Source organism: Streptomyces sp. NPDC104309 (genome assembly GCF_055584025.1).
Genome location: NZ_JBVJMV010000003.1, coordinates 170,022 through 187,937, shown reverse-complemented (window position 1 = coordinate 187,937; position 17,916 = coordinate 170,022). Strand labels below are relative to the sequence as shown.

Below are 17,916 nucleotides of genomic sequence, written 5' to 3'. Positions count from 1 at the left end.
AGCGAGACCGAGCCCGAGCCGTCCGCACCCAGCGGAACGAGCCTGCCCGAGCGCCGCTGCCCGGCCGACCGCCGCGGCCGGCCGTGCCGGGATCCCGCTCGGAACGTCCGATCGGAACGCCCAGAGCACTCACATCGGCCGAATGCCCCGTGCCCGGCGGACATTGCGCCGCGCACTCGACAGTGACGGAAACCCTGTGATCACCACTACGGGCCTCACGAAGGTCTACCAGTCGCACGGCCGTGAGGTCACCGCCCTCGACGGCGTCGACCTGCACGTCCGCGAGGGCGAGGTGTACGGCGTCATCGGACAGAGCGGCGCCGGAAAATCCTCCCTCATCCGCTGCGTCAACCTCCTGGAACGCCCCACCTCCGGCACCGTGGCCGTGGCCGGCCGGGACCTCACCGCCCTCGCCGGACGAGGCCGCCGGGCCGGCAAGGAACTGCGCGAGGCGCGCAGCCGCATCGGCATGGTCTTCCAGCACTTCAACCTGCTGGACTCCCGCAGCGTCCAGCACAACGTCGAACTCCCGCTGGAGATCCTCGGCGTCTCCGGCAAGGACCGCGCCCGCAAGGCCCTCGAACTCCTCGACCTGGTCGGACTCGCCGACAAGGCCAAGTCCTACCCGGGCCAGCTCTCCGGCGGCCAGAAGCAGCGCGTCGGCATCGCCCGCGCCCTGGCCGGCGACCCCAAGGTGCTGCTCTCCGACGAGGCGACCTCCGCCCTCGACCCCGAGACCACCCGCTCCATCCTCCAGCTGCTGCGCGACCTCAACCAGCAGCTCGGCCTGACCGTCCTGCTCATCACGCACGAGATGGACGTCGTCAAGACGATCTGCGACTCCGCCGCGCTGATGCGGAAGGGACGCGTCGTCGAGTCGGGCACCGTCGGCGAACTGCTCGCCACCCCGGGCTCCGAACTGGCCCACGAGCTGTTCCCCGTCGGCGGTACGCCCTCCGGCCCCGACCGCACGGTCGTCGACGTCACCTTCCACGGCGAGGCCGCCACCCAGCCGGTGATCTCGCAGCTCTCCCGCACGTACAACATCGACATCTCGATCCTGGGCGCCGCGATGGACACCGTCGGCGGCAAGCAGATCGGCCGGATGCGCATCGAACTGCCCGGCCGCTTCGAGGAGAACGTCGTCCCCATCGGCTTCCTGCGTGAGCAGGGCCTGCAGGCCGAGGTCGTGGAGCACGACGCCGCCGGCATCCCCGTACAGACCCCCGTCCCGCTCACCAAGGAGGTGGCGAAGTGACCTGGTCCGACATGCAGCCGCTGCTCACCCAGGGGACCATCGACACCCTCTACATGGTGCTCTGGTCCGCCGCCGTCACCGTCCTCGTGGGGCTGCCGCTCGGTGTTCTGCTGGTCCTCACCGACAAGGGCGGACTGCTCCGGAACGCCCCGGTGAACAAGGTCATCGGCGTGATCGTGAACGTCGGCCGTTCGCTGCCGTTCATCATCCTGCTGATCGCCCTGATCCCCTTCACCACCTGGGTCGTCGGCACCTTCATAGGTCCCACGGCGATGATCGTTCCGCTTGCCGTCGGCGCCATCCCGTTCTTCGCGCGGCTCGTCGAGACCGCCGTCCGCGAGGTGGACCACGGACTCGTCGAGGCCGTCCAGTCGATGGGCGGATCCATCCCGACGATCGTCCGCAAGGTACTGCTGCCGCAGGCGCTGCCCTCGCTGGTCTCCGGCATCACCACGACCGTCATCGTGCTCATCGGCTACTCCGCGATGGCCGGCGCGGTCGGCGGCGAGGGGCTCGGCTCCAAGGCCGTCACCTACGGATACCAGCGCTTCGACAACCGGTTCATGCTCGTCACTGTCGTGCTGCTGATCGTCATCGTGACCGTGATCCAGCTGATCGGCGACGCAGCCGTACGGCTGCTGGCCCGTCGGGGCCGCACCACCACCTGAGACCTTCGCTCCGCCCAAGCCCGCACTCCTTGTCCGGGCGCACCACCCTCACCACCGAAAGAGGCACTTTTCGTGCGTAAGAACATCAAGATCACCGCTGCTGCCGCCGCCACCGCCGCCCTGGCCTTCGGCCTCACCGCCTGCGGCACGTCGTCCGACCCGGCCTCCGAGAGCGACACCGGCGCCAAGGCCGACACCTCCAAGGCGCTCGTCGTCGCGGCGTCCCCGACGCCGCACGCCGACATCCTGAACTTCGTCAAGAAGAACCTCGCGGCGAAGGCGGGCCTCAAGCTGGAGATCAAGGAGTTCACGGACTACGTCCTGCCGAACACGGCCACCGAGACCGGCCAGGTCGACGCCAACTTCTTCCAGCACCAGCCCTACCTCGACGACTTCAACAAGAAGAACAACACCCACCTCGTCTCCGTCGGCACGGTCCACCTGGAGCCCCTCGGCCTCTACTCCAAGAAGCTCAAGGCCCTCGGCGACATCAAGTCCGGCCAGACCATCGCGGTGCCCAACGACACCACCAACGAGGGCCGCGCCCTCCAGCTGCTCGCCGAGAAGGGGCTGATCACCCTCAAGGCGGGCGTCGGCACCGACGCCAAGCTCAGCGACATCACCGACAAGAAGGGCCTGCAGTTCAAGGAGCTGGAGGCCGCGACCGTGCCCCGCGCCCTGAACGACGTGGACGCCGCCGTCATCAACGGCAACTACGCCATCGAGGCCAAGCTCAAGCCCTCCAAGGACGCCCTGGCGCTGGAGAAGGCCGACGGCAACCCGTACGCCAACATCATCGCCGTGAAGAAGGGCAACGAGAAGGACCCCCGCGTCGAGAAGCTCGTGAAGCTCCTCCACTCCGACGAGGTCAAGAAGTTCATCGAGGACACCTACCAGGGCTCCGTCATCCCGGCCTTCGGCACCGCCAAGTCCTGACACCCGCACGGCACTTGTCCGACGAGCCCCGCGCACCCCACCAGGGGGCGCGGGGCTCCGCCGTACGGACCCGCCCATGCACGACACGGGCCCCATGTTGCATGCTGTGCCTTTACACGGTCTTCGGCATGGAGCTGCGCATGACTTCCACCTTTCCGGACATCTCCATCAGCACGGATCGGTTGGTGCTGCGCCCCTTCGACATGACGGACGTTCCCGCGTACATCGAGATGATGAACGACGAACTCGTCACCGCCTGGACCGAGGCCCCCCACCCCTACACCCAGGTCGATGCCGAACGCTGGGTCCGCAGGATCGCCCCCGCCCAGCGCACCACCGGTGACGGCATCGTCTTCGCCGTCACCGAATTCCTCACCCAGCGGCTCGTCGGCTCGGTCCGGCTGCGCAACACCGACTGGCGCACGCTGGCCACCGAGGCCGCGTACATCACCGCCCCCTGGGCACGCGGCGAGGGATACGCCACCGAGTCGGTCCTGGCGCTGGCCCAGTGGCTCTTCCGCGACCAGGGCTTCGAGCGCATCGAACTGCGCACCGCCGCCGACAACACCGCCTCCCAGCAGGTCGCCCAGAAGCTCGGCTGCATCAGCGAGGGAGTCCTGCGCAACGCCCGCATAGCGCGCACCCAGACGGAGGACGGGGGCTGGACCGACATCAGGACCGACCTGATCGTCTGGGGCCTGCTCCCCGAGGACCTGGAAGGGGTCGCCGAGCAGCTCGCCGACGCGGGCGGCTACGGCGCCTACAACGACTGGAACTGACCCCCCGAGGGGTCCCGGCGCCGTACTGGTACGGACCGGGTACTCTCACCCTGCCCGCTCCTCACGGGGCAGCCCCACCTGTGACAACTTCAGGAGACTGACGACAGATGGCCGATCGGGTCACCGTGATCGGCTGGGACGGCTCGCCACTGACCGGAGCGGCCACGGCCGCTCTCTCGGCCGCCACGCTCGTCGCCGGAGCCGCCCACCACCTCGCGCTCCCCGAAGTCCCGGCGCACGCCGAACGGATCCGCCTGGGCTCCATCGACCTCGCCGCCCGGCGGATCGCCCTGCACCGCGGCAGCGCCGTGGTCCTGGCCGACGGAGACCCCGGCTTCTTCGGCGTCGTACGCAACCTCCGCGCACCCGAGCACGGCCTCGAAGTCGAGGTGGTGCCCGCCGTGTCCTCCGTCGCCACCGCCTTCGCCCGCGCCGGAATGCCGTGGGAGGACGCCCAGGTCGTCGTCGCCCACCCCCGCACCCTGCGCCGCGCCGTCAACGTCTGCCGCGCCCACCACAAGGTCGCGGTCCTCACCTCGCCCGGCGCGGGCCCCGCCGAACTGGCCCTGCTCCTCGAAGGCGTCCACCGCACCTTCGTCATCTGCGAGGAACTCGGCACCGCACGCGAGCAGGTCACCGTCGTCACCTCCGACAAGGCCGCCGACCACGTCTGGCGCGACCCGAACGTGGTCATCGTCATCGGCGGCGGCCCCGAACCGCAGGCCACCGGAGCCTGGATCGCCGGCCGTCACCCCGCCTACCCCCGTGGCGTACGCGGCTGGGCCCTGCCCTCCCAGGCCTACCCGGGCGGCGCCATGGACGCCGGGGACGAGAGCGGCGAGGGCGAGTCCCCCGGGCTGCGCGCCGCCCAACTGGCCTGCCTCGGCCCCCGCACCGGCGACCTCGTGTGGGACATCGGCTCCGGCAGCGGGGCCCTGGCAGTAGAGGCAGCCCGCTTCGGGGCGGCGGTCCTGGCGGTCGACAGCGATCCGGCGGCGTGCGCCCGCACCGCGGCGGCGGCCCGCTCCTTCGGAGTCCAGCTCCAGGTCGTCGAGGGCCGGGCACCGCATGTGCTGGAGCGGCTGCCGGAGCCCGACGTCGTACGGATCGGGGGCGGGGGAGTCCCCGTCGTCACCGCCGTCACCGAACGCCGGCCGGAGCGCATCGTGACCCATGCGTCGACGCGCGACGAGGCCGAGGCCCTCGGCGCGGCACTTTCCGGTAACGGGTACACCGTCCGGTGCTCGCTCCTCCAGTCCGTCGAACTCGACACGGCCGCATGGTCGGAGCGGGAACGTTCGGTCGTCTTCCTGCTCTCCGCGCTCCGTTCCGACCTCGCCCCGTGACCCGGTCGGAGTACAGCGCGAGGTAGGCTGGCCGATCGTTGCACCGCGGCTGGACGTTCGTCGCTTCGTTCGTCAATGTCCGGAAAAGGGGACTGTTTTGGCCCCCGTTGTGGTACGGCAGAACCGGGGGACGCGCGACGTGGCGCAGTCCACAACGGGCCGTGGCGAAATGAGCTGCCGCGGCGGCGAACGGCCGCGAGAATGCAGTACGTCCGCGACCGTTTCGTGCCGCGCGGCGCGCCCGCTCGTTCTTGTTGACGAGCGCCGGCGTGCCGTGGTCGGGCGTCCCGGGCGAAGGGCCGAAGGAGCACTGACGATGGGCGAGGGGTACGCATGAGTGACACCGGCCAGATCCCGGGTGAGGGACTGCCGGAGAACGCAGGCATGGTGGAGCAGCCGGGCATCGCCGCCCCGGATGCCTACACCTACCTCGCTCCCTCCGAGCACGTGTCCGAGGACGACGACCTGCTGCTGATGCCGAGCCCCCAGGGCGCCTGGAGCGACCCACACGCGGTACCGGCCCCCGGCCAGTACCCCGAGGGTGTTCCCGCCCAGGCACCGCTCCCCGAACAGGGTGCCCACCAGGCCCGGCAGCCGGCACGGGCTGCCCACTTCCAGCCGGTCGGCGAGGCTCCCGCGCAGCCTCAGGGGCCCGTCCAGGTCCAGGTTCAGGAACCGGTTCAGGTGCAGGTCGCGGAGGCGTACGCCGCGCAGCAGGCGGTGGCCGAGCCCCTGCCCGGGACAGGTCAGGGAACGCATGAGTCCGGCGGCCGCGACTCCGGTTCGGTCGACCTGAGGGGCGTACGCATCCCGTCGCCCACCCCGGCTCCCGCCCCGGCGGCGCAGACCCAGGCCCCGGCGCGTCGACCGCTGCACCGCGGTCCGGTCATGGCCGACGGCGGGCCGTCCTACGGCGGGACGCCGACCGGCGGTGTCGTGCGTTCGCTCGCCGACCGAGGACCCGCGGGGGCGCCCCAGGCACTGGCCCAGCCCCAGGCCCCCGCGCGGCATGCCGGCCCGGCCACGACCGGACCGGAGTACTTCGGGACGCCGGGCGACGAGGCGGCCGCACTGCCCGGCCCGCAGCTCGGTGAGATCCTGCCGCAGGGCGGGAGCCCATGGGGGGCCCAGGCGCCGGAACCGGTCGCCGCCCCGGCCGAGGCGGAGACGGTCGCCCCGGAACCGGCCGCCCCGGAACCGGCTGCCGAGCCGGCCCTCGTGGCGCAGCCCGTCCAGGCCGCTCCGGTCGTGGCCCCGGAGGCCGTGAGCGCTCCGACGGCGGCCGATGAGGTACCGCCCGCCGTGGAGAGCCCGGTCGACGTGCCGGCAGGGGATTTCGCCGGAGCGGCGGCCGAGACGCCCGTGGATGCTGTGGCCCCGGCACCGGTCGAGGCGCCCGTGGAAGCTGTGGCATCTGCGGCGGCACCGGTACCGGCGTCGGCGGAGGCGTCGGCCGAGGCTGTGACCGGGACGCCCGTCGAAGCCGCTGCCGCCGCGTTGACGGACGACGCGTCGCAGGAGGCCGCGGAAGCCGCTCCCACGGGCCGGTTCGAGCCCGTGGAGGGTTCGGTACCGACGGCCCCGCACCTGGCCCCGACGCCCGTCGTGGAGCAGGCGGTGGAAGCAGAGCCCGAGCCCGAGCGCGTGCCGATCGTCATGGAGCCCGTTCGGCCCGCCGCACCCGAGGCCGTCGAGGTCGTCACGCCCGCCGAAGCCTCCGGGCCGATGCCCGTGCCCGGCCCTGTTCCCGAGGCCGAGCTTGCGGCGGTCGCCGAGCCGGAAGCCGAACCCGGCCCCGAGGTCATCGAGACCCCTGACGTCACGGCCCCCGCAGCCGACGTGGAATCCGCGCAGGCCGCACCGCTGGACTCCGCGCAGCCCGAGGCAGACCCCGAGCCCCAGCCCCGTGCCGAGGAAGCGGAGGCCCCCGAGGCTGCCGAGTCCGATGAGATCACGGCCCCCGCCTCGCCGCCCGCCCCCGGCTACGACGACGCCGAGCGTGAGGCGGTGCTGCGGGTCATGCGCGAGCGCCGCGACATCCGCAACGGCTTCCGCAGCGACCCGGTCCCGCACGAGGTCCTGCTCCGCGTCCTCGAAGCCGCCCACACGGCACCCAGCGTCGGCCACTCGCAGCCCTGGGACTTCGTCGTCATCCGCTCGGCGGAGACCCGCCGCTCCATGCACGAACTGGCGCAGCGTCAACGCGACGCCTACGCCAAGTCGCTGCCCAAGGGCCGGGCCAAGCAGTTCAAGGAACTGAAGATCGAGGCCATCCTCGACACCCCGGTCAACATCGTCGTCACCGCCGACCCCACCCGCGGCGGCCGCCACACCCTCGGTCGGCACACCCAGCCGCAGATGGCCCCGTACTCCTCGGCGCTCGCCGTCGAGAACCTCTGGCTCGCCGCCCGCGCGGAAGGACTCGGCGTCGGCTGGGTCAGCTTCTTCGACGAGCGCGAGATGGTCCGCGCCCTCGGCCTGCCCGAGCACCTCGAAGTCGTCGCGTACCTGTGTGTCGGCTACGTCGACGAGTTCCCCGAGGAGCCCGAGCTGATGCAGGCGGGATGGTCCAAGCGCCGTCCGCTGTCCTGGGTCGTCCACGAGGAGACGTACGGTCGCCGAGCCCTGCCCGGGGAGGACCCGCACGACCTGCTGCAGGAGACCATCTCCAACATCCGTCCGCTGGACGCCAAGGCACTCGGCGAGGCGTGGGAGCGCCAGAAGCGGATGACCAAGCCCGCCGGCGCGCTCGGCATGCTGGAGATCATCTCCGCTCAGCTGTCGGGTCTCTCCCGGCTGTGTCCGCCGCCGATCCCGGAGCCCGCGGCCGTCGCGATCTTCGCGGGTGACCACGGCGTGCACGCCCAGGGCGTCACCGCCTGGCCGCAGGAGGTCACCGGCCAGATGGTCGCCAACTTCCTCGGCGGCGGCGCGGTCTGCAACGCGTTCGCGGCCCAGGTGGGCGCCGAGGTGTGCGTGGTGGACGTCGGCGTGGCCATGGAACTGCCGGCGACACCCGGCCTCCTTCCCCGCAAGGTGCGCGCCGGGACGGCAGACTTCACGACCGGTCCGGCCCTCACCCGCGAAGAGGTCCTCACGGCCATCGAGGTCGGGATCGAGACCGCCCGCGATCTGGTCGCGGCAGGCAACAAGGGCCTGCTCACCGGTGAGATGGGCATCGCCAACACCACCGCGTCGGCCGCGCTGATCTGCGTGTACACGGGCATGGATCCGGCCGAGGTGACCGGTCGCGGTACCGGCATCAACGACGAGATGCACGCCCGCAAGGTCGATGTGGTCCGTCGGGCCCTCGAACTCCACCAGCCCGACCCGGCCGATCCGATCGGGGTTCTGGCAACGGTCGGCGGCCTCGAACACGCGGCGATGGCCGGCTTCCTGCTGGGAGGTGCCTCGCTCCGCACCCCCGTCATCCTCGACGGTGTGAGCGCGGGCGCCGCGGCCCTGGTCGCGCGGGCCATCGCCCCCGAGGCCCTCGCCGCCTGCATCGCGGGCCACCGCAGCGCCGAGCCCGGTCATGTCGCCGCGCTCAACAAGCTGGGCCTGCGCCCGCTGGTCGACCTTGATCTCCGGCTCGGCGAAGGCACGGGAGCGCTGCTGGCACTGCCGATCGTGCAGAGCGCGGCGCGGGCGATGCACGAGGTGGCGACGTTCGACTCGGCGGGCGTCACGGAGAAGTAGCGGGGCCGCGAACCAGCCCCGACGGCGTTCGGGACGCGGGGCAGGAGCAAGGTCCGGGTCGGGGGCGGTGGCGGGCAGGGCAACAGGCCCGCCACTGCCCCCGACCTCGCCCGTATCACGCCCGCGCGCCACCCCGTATCGTGGACCCCACCCCACGAACCCGCACGTCACAGCCGCTCCACCGCCGCAGCGGCCGCCGCACTCCGTCCCCTGCACGAGGAGCCCGCACCGCCATGGCCGATCACGCCGATCACCCCGCGTACCCCGTCGGACTGCGTCTCGGTGGCCGCCGCGTCGTCGTGGTCGGCGGCGGGCAGGTCGCCCAGCGCCGCCTCCCGGCGCTGATCGCGGCGGGCGCCGACGTCGTCCTCGTATCGCCGACCGCGACCCCGTCCGTCGAGGCGATGGCCGACGCCGGAGAGATCCGCTGGGAACGCCGCCCGTACGCCGACGGCGACCTGGCCGACACGTGGTACGCGCTCATCGCCTCCGACGACACCGCGGCGAACGACGCCGCCTCCGCCGAGGCCGAGCGCACCCGCACCTGGTGCGTCCGCAGCGACAACGCCGACGCCGCCACCGCCCTCACCCCGGCCACCGGCCGCAGCGAGGGCATGACCGTCGCCGTCCTCACCACCGACACCCACGGCCGCGACCCGCGCCACAGCGCCGCCGTCCGCGACGCCATCGTCGAGGGCCTGCGCGACGGCAGCCTCGCCGCACCCCACCACCGCACCCGGACCCCCGGTGTCGCCCTGGTCGGCGGTGGGCCCGGTGACCCCGACCTGATCACGGTGCGCGGACGTCGCCTCCTCGCCGCGGCCGACGTCGTCATCGCCGACCGCCTCGGCCCGCGCGACCTGCTCGACGAACTCCCGCCGCACGTCGAGGTGATCGACGCGGCGAAGATCCCCTACGGCCGCTACATGGCCCAGGAGGCGATCAACCAGGCGCTCATCGAGCACGCCAAGGCGGGCAAGGCCGTCGTGCGGCTCAAGGGCGGCGACCCGTTCGTCTTCGGCCGCGGCATGGAGGAGGCCCAGGCGCTCGCCGCCGAGGGCATCGCCTGCACCGTCGTCCCCGGCATCTCCAGCTCGATCTCCGTGCCGGGTGCGGCCGGAATTCCCGTCACCCACCGCGGTGTGGCCCACGAGTTCACCGTGGTGAGCGGCCATGTCGCCCCCGACGACGAACGCTCGCTGGTCGACTGGCCCTCGCTCGCCAAGCTGCGCGGCACGCTCGTGCTCCTGATGGCCGTCGACAAGATCGGCGCCATCGCCCGCACCCTCATCGCCCACGGCAAGGCCCCCGGGACCCCGGTCGCCCTGGTCCAGGAGGGCACCACGGCGGCCCAGCGCAGGGTCGACGCCACGCTCGCGACCGTCGCCGAACGGGCCGCGGCCGAAGACGTACGCCCCCCGGCCGTCATCGTCATCGGCGACGTCGTCGCGGTCGGCACGAGCGCCGCGGCGGTGACCGCCGCATAGCCGGCGCGAGCGCCTTCCCCACCCCCGCCGAGTAACCAGCGGTAACGGATCTTCCTCCCAGCCGTTGGCACCACACACCGGACAAGGCAGTATCAAACCCGTGGCTGATCTCATCACCGTCGACGATCCCGACGACCCCCGCCTGAGCGACTACACCGGACTGACCGACGTCGAACTCCGGCGCAGGCGAGAGCCCGCCGAGGGCCTCTTCATCGCCGAGGGCGAGAAGGTGATCAGACGCGCCAGGCACGCCGGTTACGAGATGCGGTCGATGCTGCTCTCGGCGAAGTGGATCGATCTGATGCGCGACGTCATCGACGAGGTTCCGGCCCCGGTGTACGCGGTCAGCCCCGAACTCGCCGAACGCGTCACCGGCTACCACGTCCACCGCGGCGCCCTCGCCTCGATGCAGCGCAAGCCCCTGCCGACCGCCGACGAACTGCTGGCGACGACCCGCCGGGTGGTCGTCATGGAGGCCGTCAACGACCACACCAACATCGGCGCGATCTTCCGCAGCGCCGCCGCCCTCGGCATGGACGCCGTGCTGCTCTCCCCGGACTGCGCGGACCCGCTCTACCGACGCTCCGTCAAGGTCTCGATGGGCGCGGTCTTCTCCGTCCCCTACGCCCGTCTCGACACCTGGCCCAAGGCCCTGGAGACCGTACGGGAAGCGGGCTTCGAGCTGCTCGCGCTGACCCCGGACGAAAAGGCCAGCAGCATCGACGAGGCGGCACCGCACCGGATGGACAAGGTGGCGCTGATGCTCGGCGCCGAGGGCGACGGGCTCTCCACCCAGGCCCTGGTCGCCGCCGACCAATGGGTCCGCATCCCGATGGCGCACGGCGTCGACTCACTGAACGTGGGAGCGGCCGCCGCGGTCGCGTTCTACGCCGTGGCATCGGGCCGCCCGCAGAGCTGACCACAGAGCCGACCGACTACTGGACTCGCAGGCTCCGCGTCGGCTCGCTCTGGCTCTCACTCTGGCTCTGCGTCTGTGACCGGGGCTGTTCCGTGGGCTGCGTCCGGCCCGTGCCCAGACCGCGGGCCGGGCCCTGGCAGCCCTGCGCCGCCGCGATGCCCAGCGCCACCAGCAGCGTCACCACGACGAAGACCACGAGCCGCTGCCGCAGCAGCCGCGGATTGGCCGGACGACGCCCCGTCGAGGTCGTGCGGGCCCCGGGCCGCGTACCCGGTCGACCGTTCGTCCCGTTCGTGCCCTGTGGGCGCCTGCCGGACCGCGTGGTGCTGCGCGGGGGCTGGTGCGGGTGATGCTGCGCGGGACGTGAACCACCGGTACGGGGCGACCCCGCCCGCGACGACGTGGCCTGGCGGCCGCTCTGCGGTTGCTTCTGCTTCTGCTGACGGGGTGCCGGGGGGGCCGTGCGCCGGGTGTGCTGCTCGGTGTACGGGCCGTCGAGACGGCCGGTCGGCCGGTCCAGCTCCCGCGCCGAACGCTGGACGGGCGGGCGGCTCTCGTGCAGGCCCTGCGCCTCCCTCGCCGCGATCTCCTTGAGCCGCATGGAGAGTTGAAGCGTGCTGGGCCGCTCCTCCGGGTCCTTCGCCAGGCAGGCGCTCACCAGTGGCGCGAGCGCGTCGTGCACGTCGTACAACTGCGGTTCCTCGTGCACCACGCGGTACAGCATCACCTCTGAACTGCCGTGTCCGAAAGGTGAGTCGGCCATCGCCGCGTAAGCCAACGTGGCACCGAGCGAGAACACGTCCGTCGCGGGCGTCACCGCCGCGCCGCGCACCTGCTCGGGAGCGAGGAATCCGGGCGAGCCCACGGCCGTACCGACATGGGTGAGTGTGGAGGCACCGGTTGCCCAGGCGATCCCGAAGTCGATGATCCTGGGGCCCTTGGGGGAGAGGAGGATGTTCGACGGCTTGAGGTCGCGGTGGACGACACCGGCCTCGTGCACCGCCACCAGGCCCTCGGAGAGCGCCGCCCCGATCGAGGCCACCTCGGCCGCCGACAGCGGACCCTCCTCGGCCACCTTGTCGTGCAATGACGGCCCCGGGACGTACTGCGTGGCGAACCAGGGGCGGTCCGCCTCCAGGTCCGCGGCCACCAGACGTGCCGTACAGCCGCCGCGGATCCGCCGTGCGGCGGACACCTCGCGCGCGAACCGTGAGCGGAACTCCTGGTCCTCCGCCAGATCCGGCCGGATCACCTTCAGGGCCACCCGCTGGCCCCGCCGGTCGGAACCGAGATAGACGACACCCATGCCGCCCGCCCCGAGCCGCCGGTGCAGCCTGAACGAGCCGACGACACGCGGGTCCTCGCGCCGGAGCCGCATCATCGCCATGTCTGCCCATCCCCGCTGCCTGGTCCGCCTGACGAGGCACAGCTTACGTACCCGGCGCCCGGGGCGCTCAGAGGCCGCGCCCTCGCCCGCCGATCGATTGTCGGTGCTCGGCCCGGCCCATGACGGGGAGTCGGCGGTGGCCCCTCCCCACGACGCCGTGGAAACCGTCCCCAAAGCGGTTGCGGGGGCAGGAGGTTGGCCGCTCGCGGGCGCCCGGCCCGGCGGGCATGTGACCTCGCCGATCGCGGCTGCGTGGCCGCGGCCGGGGGCGGGGAGGCGAGGAGTGGGGGAGTGAGTGAAGTCACGGCGGCCCGTGGCTGCGCGGGAACGCGGTCGTCCCCCCGTCCGGACGGATGTCCGGACGGGGGGACGACGGGAAATCGCTCAGTGGGACGTGTTCCCCTTCTCCCGGGGCGCGGTTCACGTGGAGCGCGACCGCGATCGACTGGTCGGTGTACGGAGTGTCCGTGCCCTGGGTCACCTTCGCGCCTAGGTGTACTCGGCCATGAGGTTGGTTACGCGCGTCGGTAGTTGATCAAGAAGAGACCTCCGGGCGTAGTGGAGATGCCTGTCTTCACCACAACCGGAGGTCTTGATGGCCCACGCTAATGCCCGGCTGACCGAGACCGCCGATCCGGTGCATCCCGCAGGCGGCGCCCGCCGCGTGGGAGGTGAACCTCGCGTCGGGCAGTGACGTCCGGACATTCGTCACCGGATCGAATTCCCGGACCTTCCTGTCCGGGCTGTCCGATTCCCATCCGCCGGCGCGCTCCAGGGTCGTACCGCCGACCGCTGCCACGTTGGTGTTCGTCGCGGGCCAGGACTGGACAAGGCCGGTGTCCCCGGAGGACGCCGTCACCGCGACACCCGGATGGTCGTAGTACTGGTCGAAGAGGTCCTGCCACGGTGTCACGCCGTCGATCCCGTACGAGTTGGAGACGTACTCGGCGCCGAGCCGCACCGCTGCGTTCACGCCGGAACCGAGGTCGTTCAGGCTCGCGGAGTCCGCCTGCACCCTCAGGATGCTGCAGGTGGGGCAGGCGGACGAGACCGCGTCCAGATCGAGCGCGGACTCCAGTGCCCAGCCCTCGTCGTCGGCGGGACAGCCGGTGCCGCCCCGCTGGTCCACCTTGCGGAAACAGCCGTTCGCCGTCGTGCGGGGCGGCAGCCCGTAGGACCTGACCCGCCCGCCGATGCGTGGCCCGTCGGTCACGCACCCCCACGCTGTCGTACACGGCGCGGGCCGCCGACACATGCAGGGAGGCGATCCGGTCGGCCTCGTCCTGACCGAGGAGGCCGCTGCCGATCGCCTCGTCCACCCCCGTGTCCACCCGTCGCGGAGGGAGGCCGCTGACGGACACGAGCACGGACTCCGCGGCCGGTTCGGCGAGCACCGCGGCGGCCCGCAGCACCATCCGCGCATCGGCTCCGAGCCGGGCCACCCGCTCGGAGACGGCGTCCCGGATGGTGGGCGGCACAGCGATGTCCGTCAGGGCGTGGCGGACCCATTCGCCGTCCCGTCCGACGATGTCGGCCCGGTCCCGCAACAGTCGTACGGATTCCTCCAGCGCCAGCGGCACTCCCTCCGTCCGCTCGTGCAGGAACGCGGAGAACGCTTCCGACACCGGGCCACCGCCCAGCATGGAGGAGACCGGTTCCGCGGTCTCCGGCACACTCAGCGGCGCGAGCCGGACCCGGGCAGGGTCCACCCCGGCGGACGGCCGTGACGAGAGCCGGAGGAGCAGCGATCCCGGTGGTACGTCCTCGGGCCGGCAGGTCAGGACCATGCTGATGGTGCGGGGCTGCCTGGACGTCAGGAAGAGCGGGAAATCCAGCGTGGCGTCATCGGCCCAGTACACGTCCTCCACGACCAGCACATCGACACGCATCCGTTCGAGCAGTTCCGCCAGGGCCCGGATCAGCCGGTGCCGGGCCGGGCCGGAGTCACTCAACGGCTCGGGAGGCGGGGGAAGTTCGGCGGCCCGTTCGGGAAGCAGCGGACGCAGGGCTCCCCCCGGCGCGCTCAGCCCGAGTCCGGCGACCCTGTGCCGGACATGGTGTGCCGCATCCACGACCGGTCCCGGTGTCAGCGCTTCGCGAAACGCAGGACACGCGGCCACCAGTGTCCGCAGGTGCCGCACGGTCCGGCTGCCCAGCGCCTTCTGCGGCAGCCTGCTCTTGCCGATGCCCGACTCGCCCTCCACCAGCACCGGAGCGGGCGGCCGGACGAGCGCGGCGGTCACCCGGTCCAGTTCCGGACCACGACCGACCAGACGGGGAGCACGGACATCAGAAATCGGGTGAATGTCCTCCGCCGCGACCTGCCGCCGTATCCGTCCGCCCACCTGATCCCCCAATCTTCCGGTCCCAGCACCTGGTCAGCGGATTCTCGCCCGAAGCTCCCGGCCGCGTCGGACGCCGAATACATCGGAGGTTGCCGGGCGGAAGGCGTAGGGCGCCCCCTCCGGGAAGACCCCAGTACGAGGCGGCCGGTCTCCACCCAGGGGAGTACATCGACTACCCACGGCTCATCCTCCGGGAGGCCCGGCAATCGGTACGCGGGCATGACGTCGTACGTCTTCCGCTTCCCTAATGTTGAGGTCAAGCGGTGGGCGTTGCACTCGTCCCCCGAGGTCACACGCCCGCCGCCCCACATCGAGTCAGGAGAGGAACCATGGCGGACACGGCAACGCGAACCATGATCCGCACGCGGGGACGCAGGGGCCAGGCGCCGTTCGGCGGCCGCCCGTCGTCCGGCACGCGTCACCCGCTGGTGGCGACGGCGATGGTTCTTCCACTGGCGGCCCTGCTCGTGGTCGTCTTCGGCGGCTGGGACGCAGTGGTCACACAGGCGTCGTCCGTGGGCGTGATGCTGGGGCGCTGAGCGGCGCCCCGGGGTCCGGAAGAGCGGTCCGGACCGGGACATCCGGCCAACAACCCCGTGGGGACGGGGGTGCGGCGGACGGCAGCGTTTGTCCGGTCAGCTGGGGAGCTGACCGGACATCGCGCTGTCCGGGGTTCTTCACGACGACTCGATGTCCCCGCCGCCCACGGATCTCACGATGGTCAGGGTTTCCGCGCCGCCCGCGCTGTACGTGCCACCCGGGGTTTCCTTGGTGGCCCGCGGCGTCCGCGCCGCCCTGAGTCTTCGCGGCGTCCACGGTTTCGCGGGGCTTGCGGTCCTCGCGCCTCCGGGGGCTTCGTCGTGCCCACGGCCTTCGCGCCGGCTTGTCGGCGGACCCGTCGCGGATCGAGCCGCCCGTACTCTCGTGGTGCCCGACATGGAAGCCGGGCCGCCGCCCGCACCTGCTCGCCACCGGGGAGACCGTGACCACCGCAGTCGTACGTGCGCTCGGCGCCCTCGCCCACCGGGCCGCCCATGTGCACCCCGAGCACCCCTGTGCCTGCCCGCCCCCGGCGGTGCTCGCCGACCGCGCGGACGGCACCGTGGTCCGCAGCGGAGCCGTCGTCGCCAAGGCGCACGCCCCCGACGCGGACAGCGCCGGCCTGCTGGCCCGCCTCACCCTCGCGAAGGAACCGCTCCTCGCCGGCATCCTGCTCGCCCCGCTGCCGCCCTCCGCTCCACCGGCCCGGCCGCTGGGGCCACCCGCCGTACCCATCGGACCCCCCGCGCCTTCCCCCGCCCTCCACGGCCGCCCCGTCACCCTGTGGCCCCATGGCGAGCCGGTCGACCCCGGCGACCCCGACGCCGCCCCCTGGGAGGAGGCCGGCGTGTTGCTGGCCGGGCTGCACCGGACCCCGCCCCCGCCCGCCCTCGCCCTCCCGCCCATGCGGGGCCCCGTCAAGGCCGCGCTCGCCGTCGCCCGGATGCGCGCCGCCCGACCCGGCGACCCGGCCACCGCTCCCGTGCTCGAAGCCTGGCGCCGACTGCCCGCGTGGGCCCGCGGCGAAGCCGACGCGCCCCCGAGCCGCTCGCGCTTCCTCTGTCACGGCGACTTCCACCTCGGGCAACTCGTCCGTTACCCCGCGCCAGGCGGCCCCTGGCTGCTCATCGATGTCGACGACGCCGGCCTCGGCGATCCCGCCTGGGACCTCGCCCGCCCCGCCGCCTGGTACGCGGCCGGGCTGCTGTCCCCCGACGTCTGGTTCCGCTTCCTGGACTCCTACCGGGCAGCGGGCGGACCCGCCGTGCGCGCCGACGGCGACATCTGGCCCGAACTGGACGCCCCGGCCCGGACCCTGACCATTCAGACCGCGGCGCTGGCATTCGCCAAGTCCGCGGCGGAGGGGCGAGCTCCGGATGAGGCGGAGCGGGCGGTGATCGATGCCTGTGCCCGAATCGCCGCTCTCCCGCCCGAGTTGGCCGCCGCACAGTCGTCGTAGGCTGAACCGACCGTCGGCGGGCACGCATTCCGGCGACGGCGAACCGACGGCGAGGAGTGAGCCGAACCATGCAGTGCCCCAAGTGCCACGCGCAGATGCACACGTACAACCGCAACGGCATACAGATCGAACAGTGCAGCGGCTGCCGGGGGATCTTCCTCGACTACGGCGAGCTGGAGACCCTGACCCGCATCGAGGCGCAGTGGACCCAGCAGGCCCCGCCTCCGCCGCCCGCCCCGCAGGCGTACCCGGCCGCGCCGGCTCCGGCCTGGGGCGCCCCGCAGCACCATGGCGGTCACCACGGCGATCACTACCGGCACAAGAGCTTCGGCCGCATGCTCTTCTCGTCCTGACCGGCCCGACACCGGTGCGGGCCTGATGGACGGCACGGAAACCGGTGCGAGCCCGATCGTGGGCCCGGCCGCCCTTCATCCGGGCCCGCGATGCGTTCCGTCGGCCGGCCGCTCACCGGTACGCATCGCGGAACGACGAAGCCCCGGTCGTCGAGACGACCGGGGCTTTCATTGGTGCGCGATACTGGGATTGAACCAGTGACCTCTTCCGTGTCAGGGAAGCGCTCTCCCGCTGAGCTAATCGCGCAGGGTGAACCTGCGTTTACTGCGTGCGCGATACTGGGATTGAACCAGTGACCTCTTCCGTGTCAGGGAAGCGCTCTCCCGCTGAGCTAATCGCGCGGGATCCTTGTGGATCAGTGGACGATACTGGGATTGAACCAGTGACCTCTTCCGTGTCAGGGAAGCGCTCTCCCGCTGAGCTAATCGTCCTTGGAGGTGGAGACGGGATTTGAACCCGTGTAGACGGCTTTGCAGGCCGTTGCCTCGCCTCTCGGCCACTCCACCAGGAGTGAGGGCTTGGGAAGATCCCCCACTTTCTGCGAGCGGACGACCAGGTTCGAACTGGCGACCTCAACCTTGGCAAGGTTGCGCTCTACCAACTGAGCTACGTCCGCTTGTCTTTCCCGGTCCGCTTGCGCGTCCCGGCGACGTGTTGAACTCTAGCGGATTCCCGGGCCAGTACAAAAACGCGTTTGTGCAGCGTGCTGAGGTGCGTTCGCCCCGGCGCAGGTCATCGG

The 17,916-nt window shown here is 72.0% G+C and carries 13 protein-coding genes, 5 tRNA genes and 1 pseudogene; 11 read left to right on the top strand and 8 right to left on the bottom strand.

The window, feature by feature from the left end:
* The first annotated feature begins 196 nt into the window (after window positions 1–196).
* The 8 genes from ACZ68L_RS04905 to ACZ68L_RS04870 all read left to right on the top strand — a co-directional run bounded on the left by ACZ68L_RS04905 (window position 197) and on the right by ACZ68L_RS04870 (window position 11,092).
* Window positions 197–1,258: a methionine ABC transporter ATP-binding protein gene (locus ACZ68L_RS04905; protein ID WP_469574225.1), complete on the top strand. Its 1,062-nt coding sequence runs from the start codon at window positions 197–199 to the stop codon at window positions 1,256–1,258.
* Window positions 1,255–1,926 carry a methionine ABC transporter permease gene (locus tag ACZ68L_RS04900; protein WP_469574223.1) on the top strand — a complete coding sequence of 224 codons (672 nt, stop codon included), beginning with the start codon at window positions 1,255–1,257 and terminating at the stop codon, window positions 1,924–1,926. Before ACZ68L_RS04905 ends, ACZ68L_RS04900 begins: the two co-directional genes overlap by 4 nt.
* 72 nt (window positions 1,927–1,998) lie before the next feature.
* The gene (locus ACZ68L_RS04895) at window positions 1,999–2,862 is read left to right on the top strand and encodes a MetQ/NlpA family ABC transporter substrate-binding protein (RefSeq protein ID WP_469574222.1); all 864 of its coding nucleotides are present in this window, start codon (window positions 1,999–2,001) and stop codon (window positions 2,860–2,862) included.
* A gap of 101 nt (window positions 2,863–2,963) precedes the next feature.
* Window positions 2,964–3,641 carry a GNAT family N-acetyltransferase gene (locus ACZ68L_RS04890; protein ID WP_469574220.1) on the top strand — a complete coding sequence of 226 codons (678 nt, stop codon included), beginning with the start codon at window positions 2,964–2,966 and terminating at the stop codon, window positions 3,639–3,641.
* A 107-nt stretch (window positions 3,642–3,748) separates the two neighbouring features.
* Window positions 3,749–4,987: a precorrin-6y C5,15-methyltransferase (decarboxylating) subunit CbiE gene (cbiE, locus tag ACZ68L_RS04885; protein ID WP_469574218.1), complete on the top strand. Its 1,239-nt coding sequence runs from the start codon at window positions 3,749–3,751 to the stop codon at window positions 4,985–4,987.
* Window positions 4,988–5,320: 333 nt separating this feature from the next.
* The gene (cobT, locus tag ACZ68L_RS04880) at window positions 5,321–8,686 is read left to right on the top strand and encodes a nicotinate-nucleotide--dimethylbenzimidazole phosphoribosyltransferase (protein ID WP_469574216.1); all 3,366 of its coding nucleotides are present in this window, start codon (window positions 5,321–5,323) and stop codon (window positions 8,684–8,686) included.
* 233 nt (window positions 8,687–8,919) lie between these two features.
* On the top strand, window positions 8,920–10,173 hold the full coding sequence (gene cobA / locus ACZ68L_RS04875) for a uroporphyrinogen-III C-methyltransferase (protein WP_469574214.1): 1,254 nt from the start codon (window positions 8,920–8,922) through the stop codon (window positions 10,171–10,173).
* 100 nt (window positions 10,174–10,273) lie between these two features.
* Window positions 10,274–11,092 (top strand): TrmH family RNA methyltransferase, encoded by an 819-nt coding sequence (locus ACZ68L_RS04870; RefSeq protein WP_469574212.1) that lies wholly within the window; start codon window positions 10,274–10,276, stop codon window positions 11,090–11,092.
* 16 nt (window positions 11,093–11,108) lie between these two features.
* Here ACZ68L_RS04870 and ACZ68L_RS04865 read toward each other — a convergent pair whose 3' ends face one another.
* From ACZ68L_RS04865 to ACZ68L_RS04855, 3 genes and pseudogenes are all read right to left on the bottom strand, one after another.
* Window positions 11,109–12,479, bottom strand: coding sequence for a serine/threonine-protein kinase (locus ACZ68L_RS04865; protein WP_469574210.1), 1,371 nt, complete (start codon window positions 12,477–12,479; stop codon window positions 11,109–11,111).
* Window positions 12,480–13,053: 574 nt separating this feature from the next.
* Window positions 13,054–13,692, bottom strand: coding sequence for a hypothetical protein (locus ACZ68L_RS04860; RefSeq protein ID WP_469574592.1), 639 nt, complete (start codon window positions 13,690–13,692; stop codon window positions 13,054–13,056).
* Between the two features lie 595 nt (window positions 13,693–14,287).
* Window positions 14,288–14,824 (bottom strand): annotated as a pseudogene (locus ACZ68L_RS04855) (ATP-binding protein); the annotation flags it as partial.
* A gap of 329 nt (window positions 14,825–15,153) precedes the next feature.
* Between ACZ68L_RS04855 and ACZ68L_RS04850 the strand changes: the two are divergent.
* From ACZ68L_RS04850 to ACZ68L_RS04840, 3 genes are all read left to right on the top strand, one after another.
* The gene (locus ACZ68L_RS04850) at window positions 15,154–15,363 is read left to right on the top strand and encodes a hypothetical protein (protein WP_469574208.1); all 210 of its coding nucleotides are present in this window, start codon (window positions 15,154–15,156) and stop codon (window positions 15,361–15,363) included.
* Window positions 15,364–15,806: 443 nt separating this feature from the next.
* On the top strand, window positions 15,807–16,823 hold the full coding sequence (locus ACZ68L_RS04845; RefSeq protein ID WP_469574206.1) for a phosphotransferase family protein: 1,017 nt from the start codon (window positions 15,807–15,809) through the stop codon (window positions 16,821–16,823).
* Between the two features lie 68 nt (window positions 16,824–16,891).
* Entirely contained in the window at window positions 16,892–17,176 is a 285-nt protein-coding gene (locus tag ACZ68L_RS04840; protein ID WP_469574204.1) for a TFIIB-type zinc ribbon-containing protein, read from the top strand.
* A 172-nt stretch (window positions 17,177–17,348) separates the two neighbouring features.
* On the opposite strand, the gene ACZ68L_RS04835 is transcribed toward ACZ68L_RS04840, so the two are convergent.
* The 5 genes from ACZ68L_RS04835 to ACZ68L_RS04815 form a co-directional block, all read right to left on the bottom strand.
* Window positions 17,349–17,423: transfer RNA gene (locus tag ACZ68L_RS04835), tRNA-Val, on the bottom strand.
* A gap of 23 nt (window positions 17,424–17,446) precedes the next feature.
* Window positions 17,447–17,518, bottom strand: a tRNA-Val gene (locus ACZ68L_RS04830).
* Window positions 17,519–17,536: 18 nt separating this feature from the next.
* Window positions 17,537–17,608: transfer RNA gene (locus tag ACZ68L_RS04825), tRNA-Val, on the bottom strand.
* A 1-nt stretch (window position 17,609) separates the two neighbouring features.
* A tRNA-Cys gene (locus ACZ68L_RS04820) sits at window positions 17,610–17,683 on the bottom strand.
* A 37-nt stretch (window positions 17,684–17,720) separates the two neighbouring features.
* Window positions 17,721–17,793 (bottom strand) — tRNA-Gly (locus ACZ68L_RS04815).
* Window positions 17,794–17,916 lie beyond the last annotated feature (123 nt).

Coding starts and splice junctions, on each gene's coding strand:
- ACZ68L_RS04865 (WP_469574210.1), bottom strand. CDS start 12,479: ATGGCGATGATGCGGCTCCGGCGCGAGGACCCGCGTGTCGTCGGCTCG.
- cobA (WP_469574214.1), top strand. CDS start 8,920: ATGGCCGATCACGCCGATCACCCCGCGTACCCCGTCGGACTGCGTCTC.
- cobT (WP_469574216.1), top strand. CDS start 5,321: ATGAGTGACACCGGCCAGATCCCGGGTGAGGGACTGCCGGAGAACGCA.
- ACZ68L_RS04840 (WP_469574204.1), top strand. CDS start 16,892: ATGCAGTGCCCCAAGTGCCACGCGCAGATGCACACGTACAACCGCAAC.
- cbiE (WP_469574218.1), top strand. CDS start 3,749: ATGGCCGATCGGGTCACCGTGATCGGCTGGGACGGCTCGCCACTGACC.
- ACZ68L_RS04890 (WP_469574220.1), top strand. CDS start 2,964: ATGCTGTGCCTTTACACGGTCTTCGGCATGGAGCTGCGCATGACTTCC.
- ACZ68L_RS04850 (WP_469574208.1), top strand. CDS start 15,154: ATGGCGGACACGGCAACGCGAACCATGATCCGCACGCGGGGACGCAGG.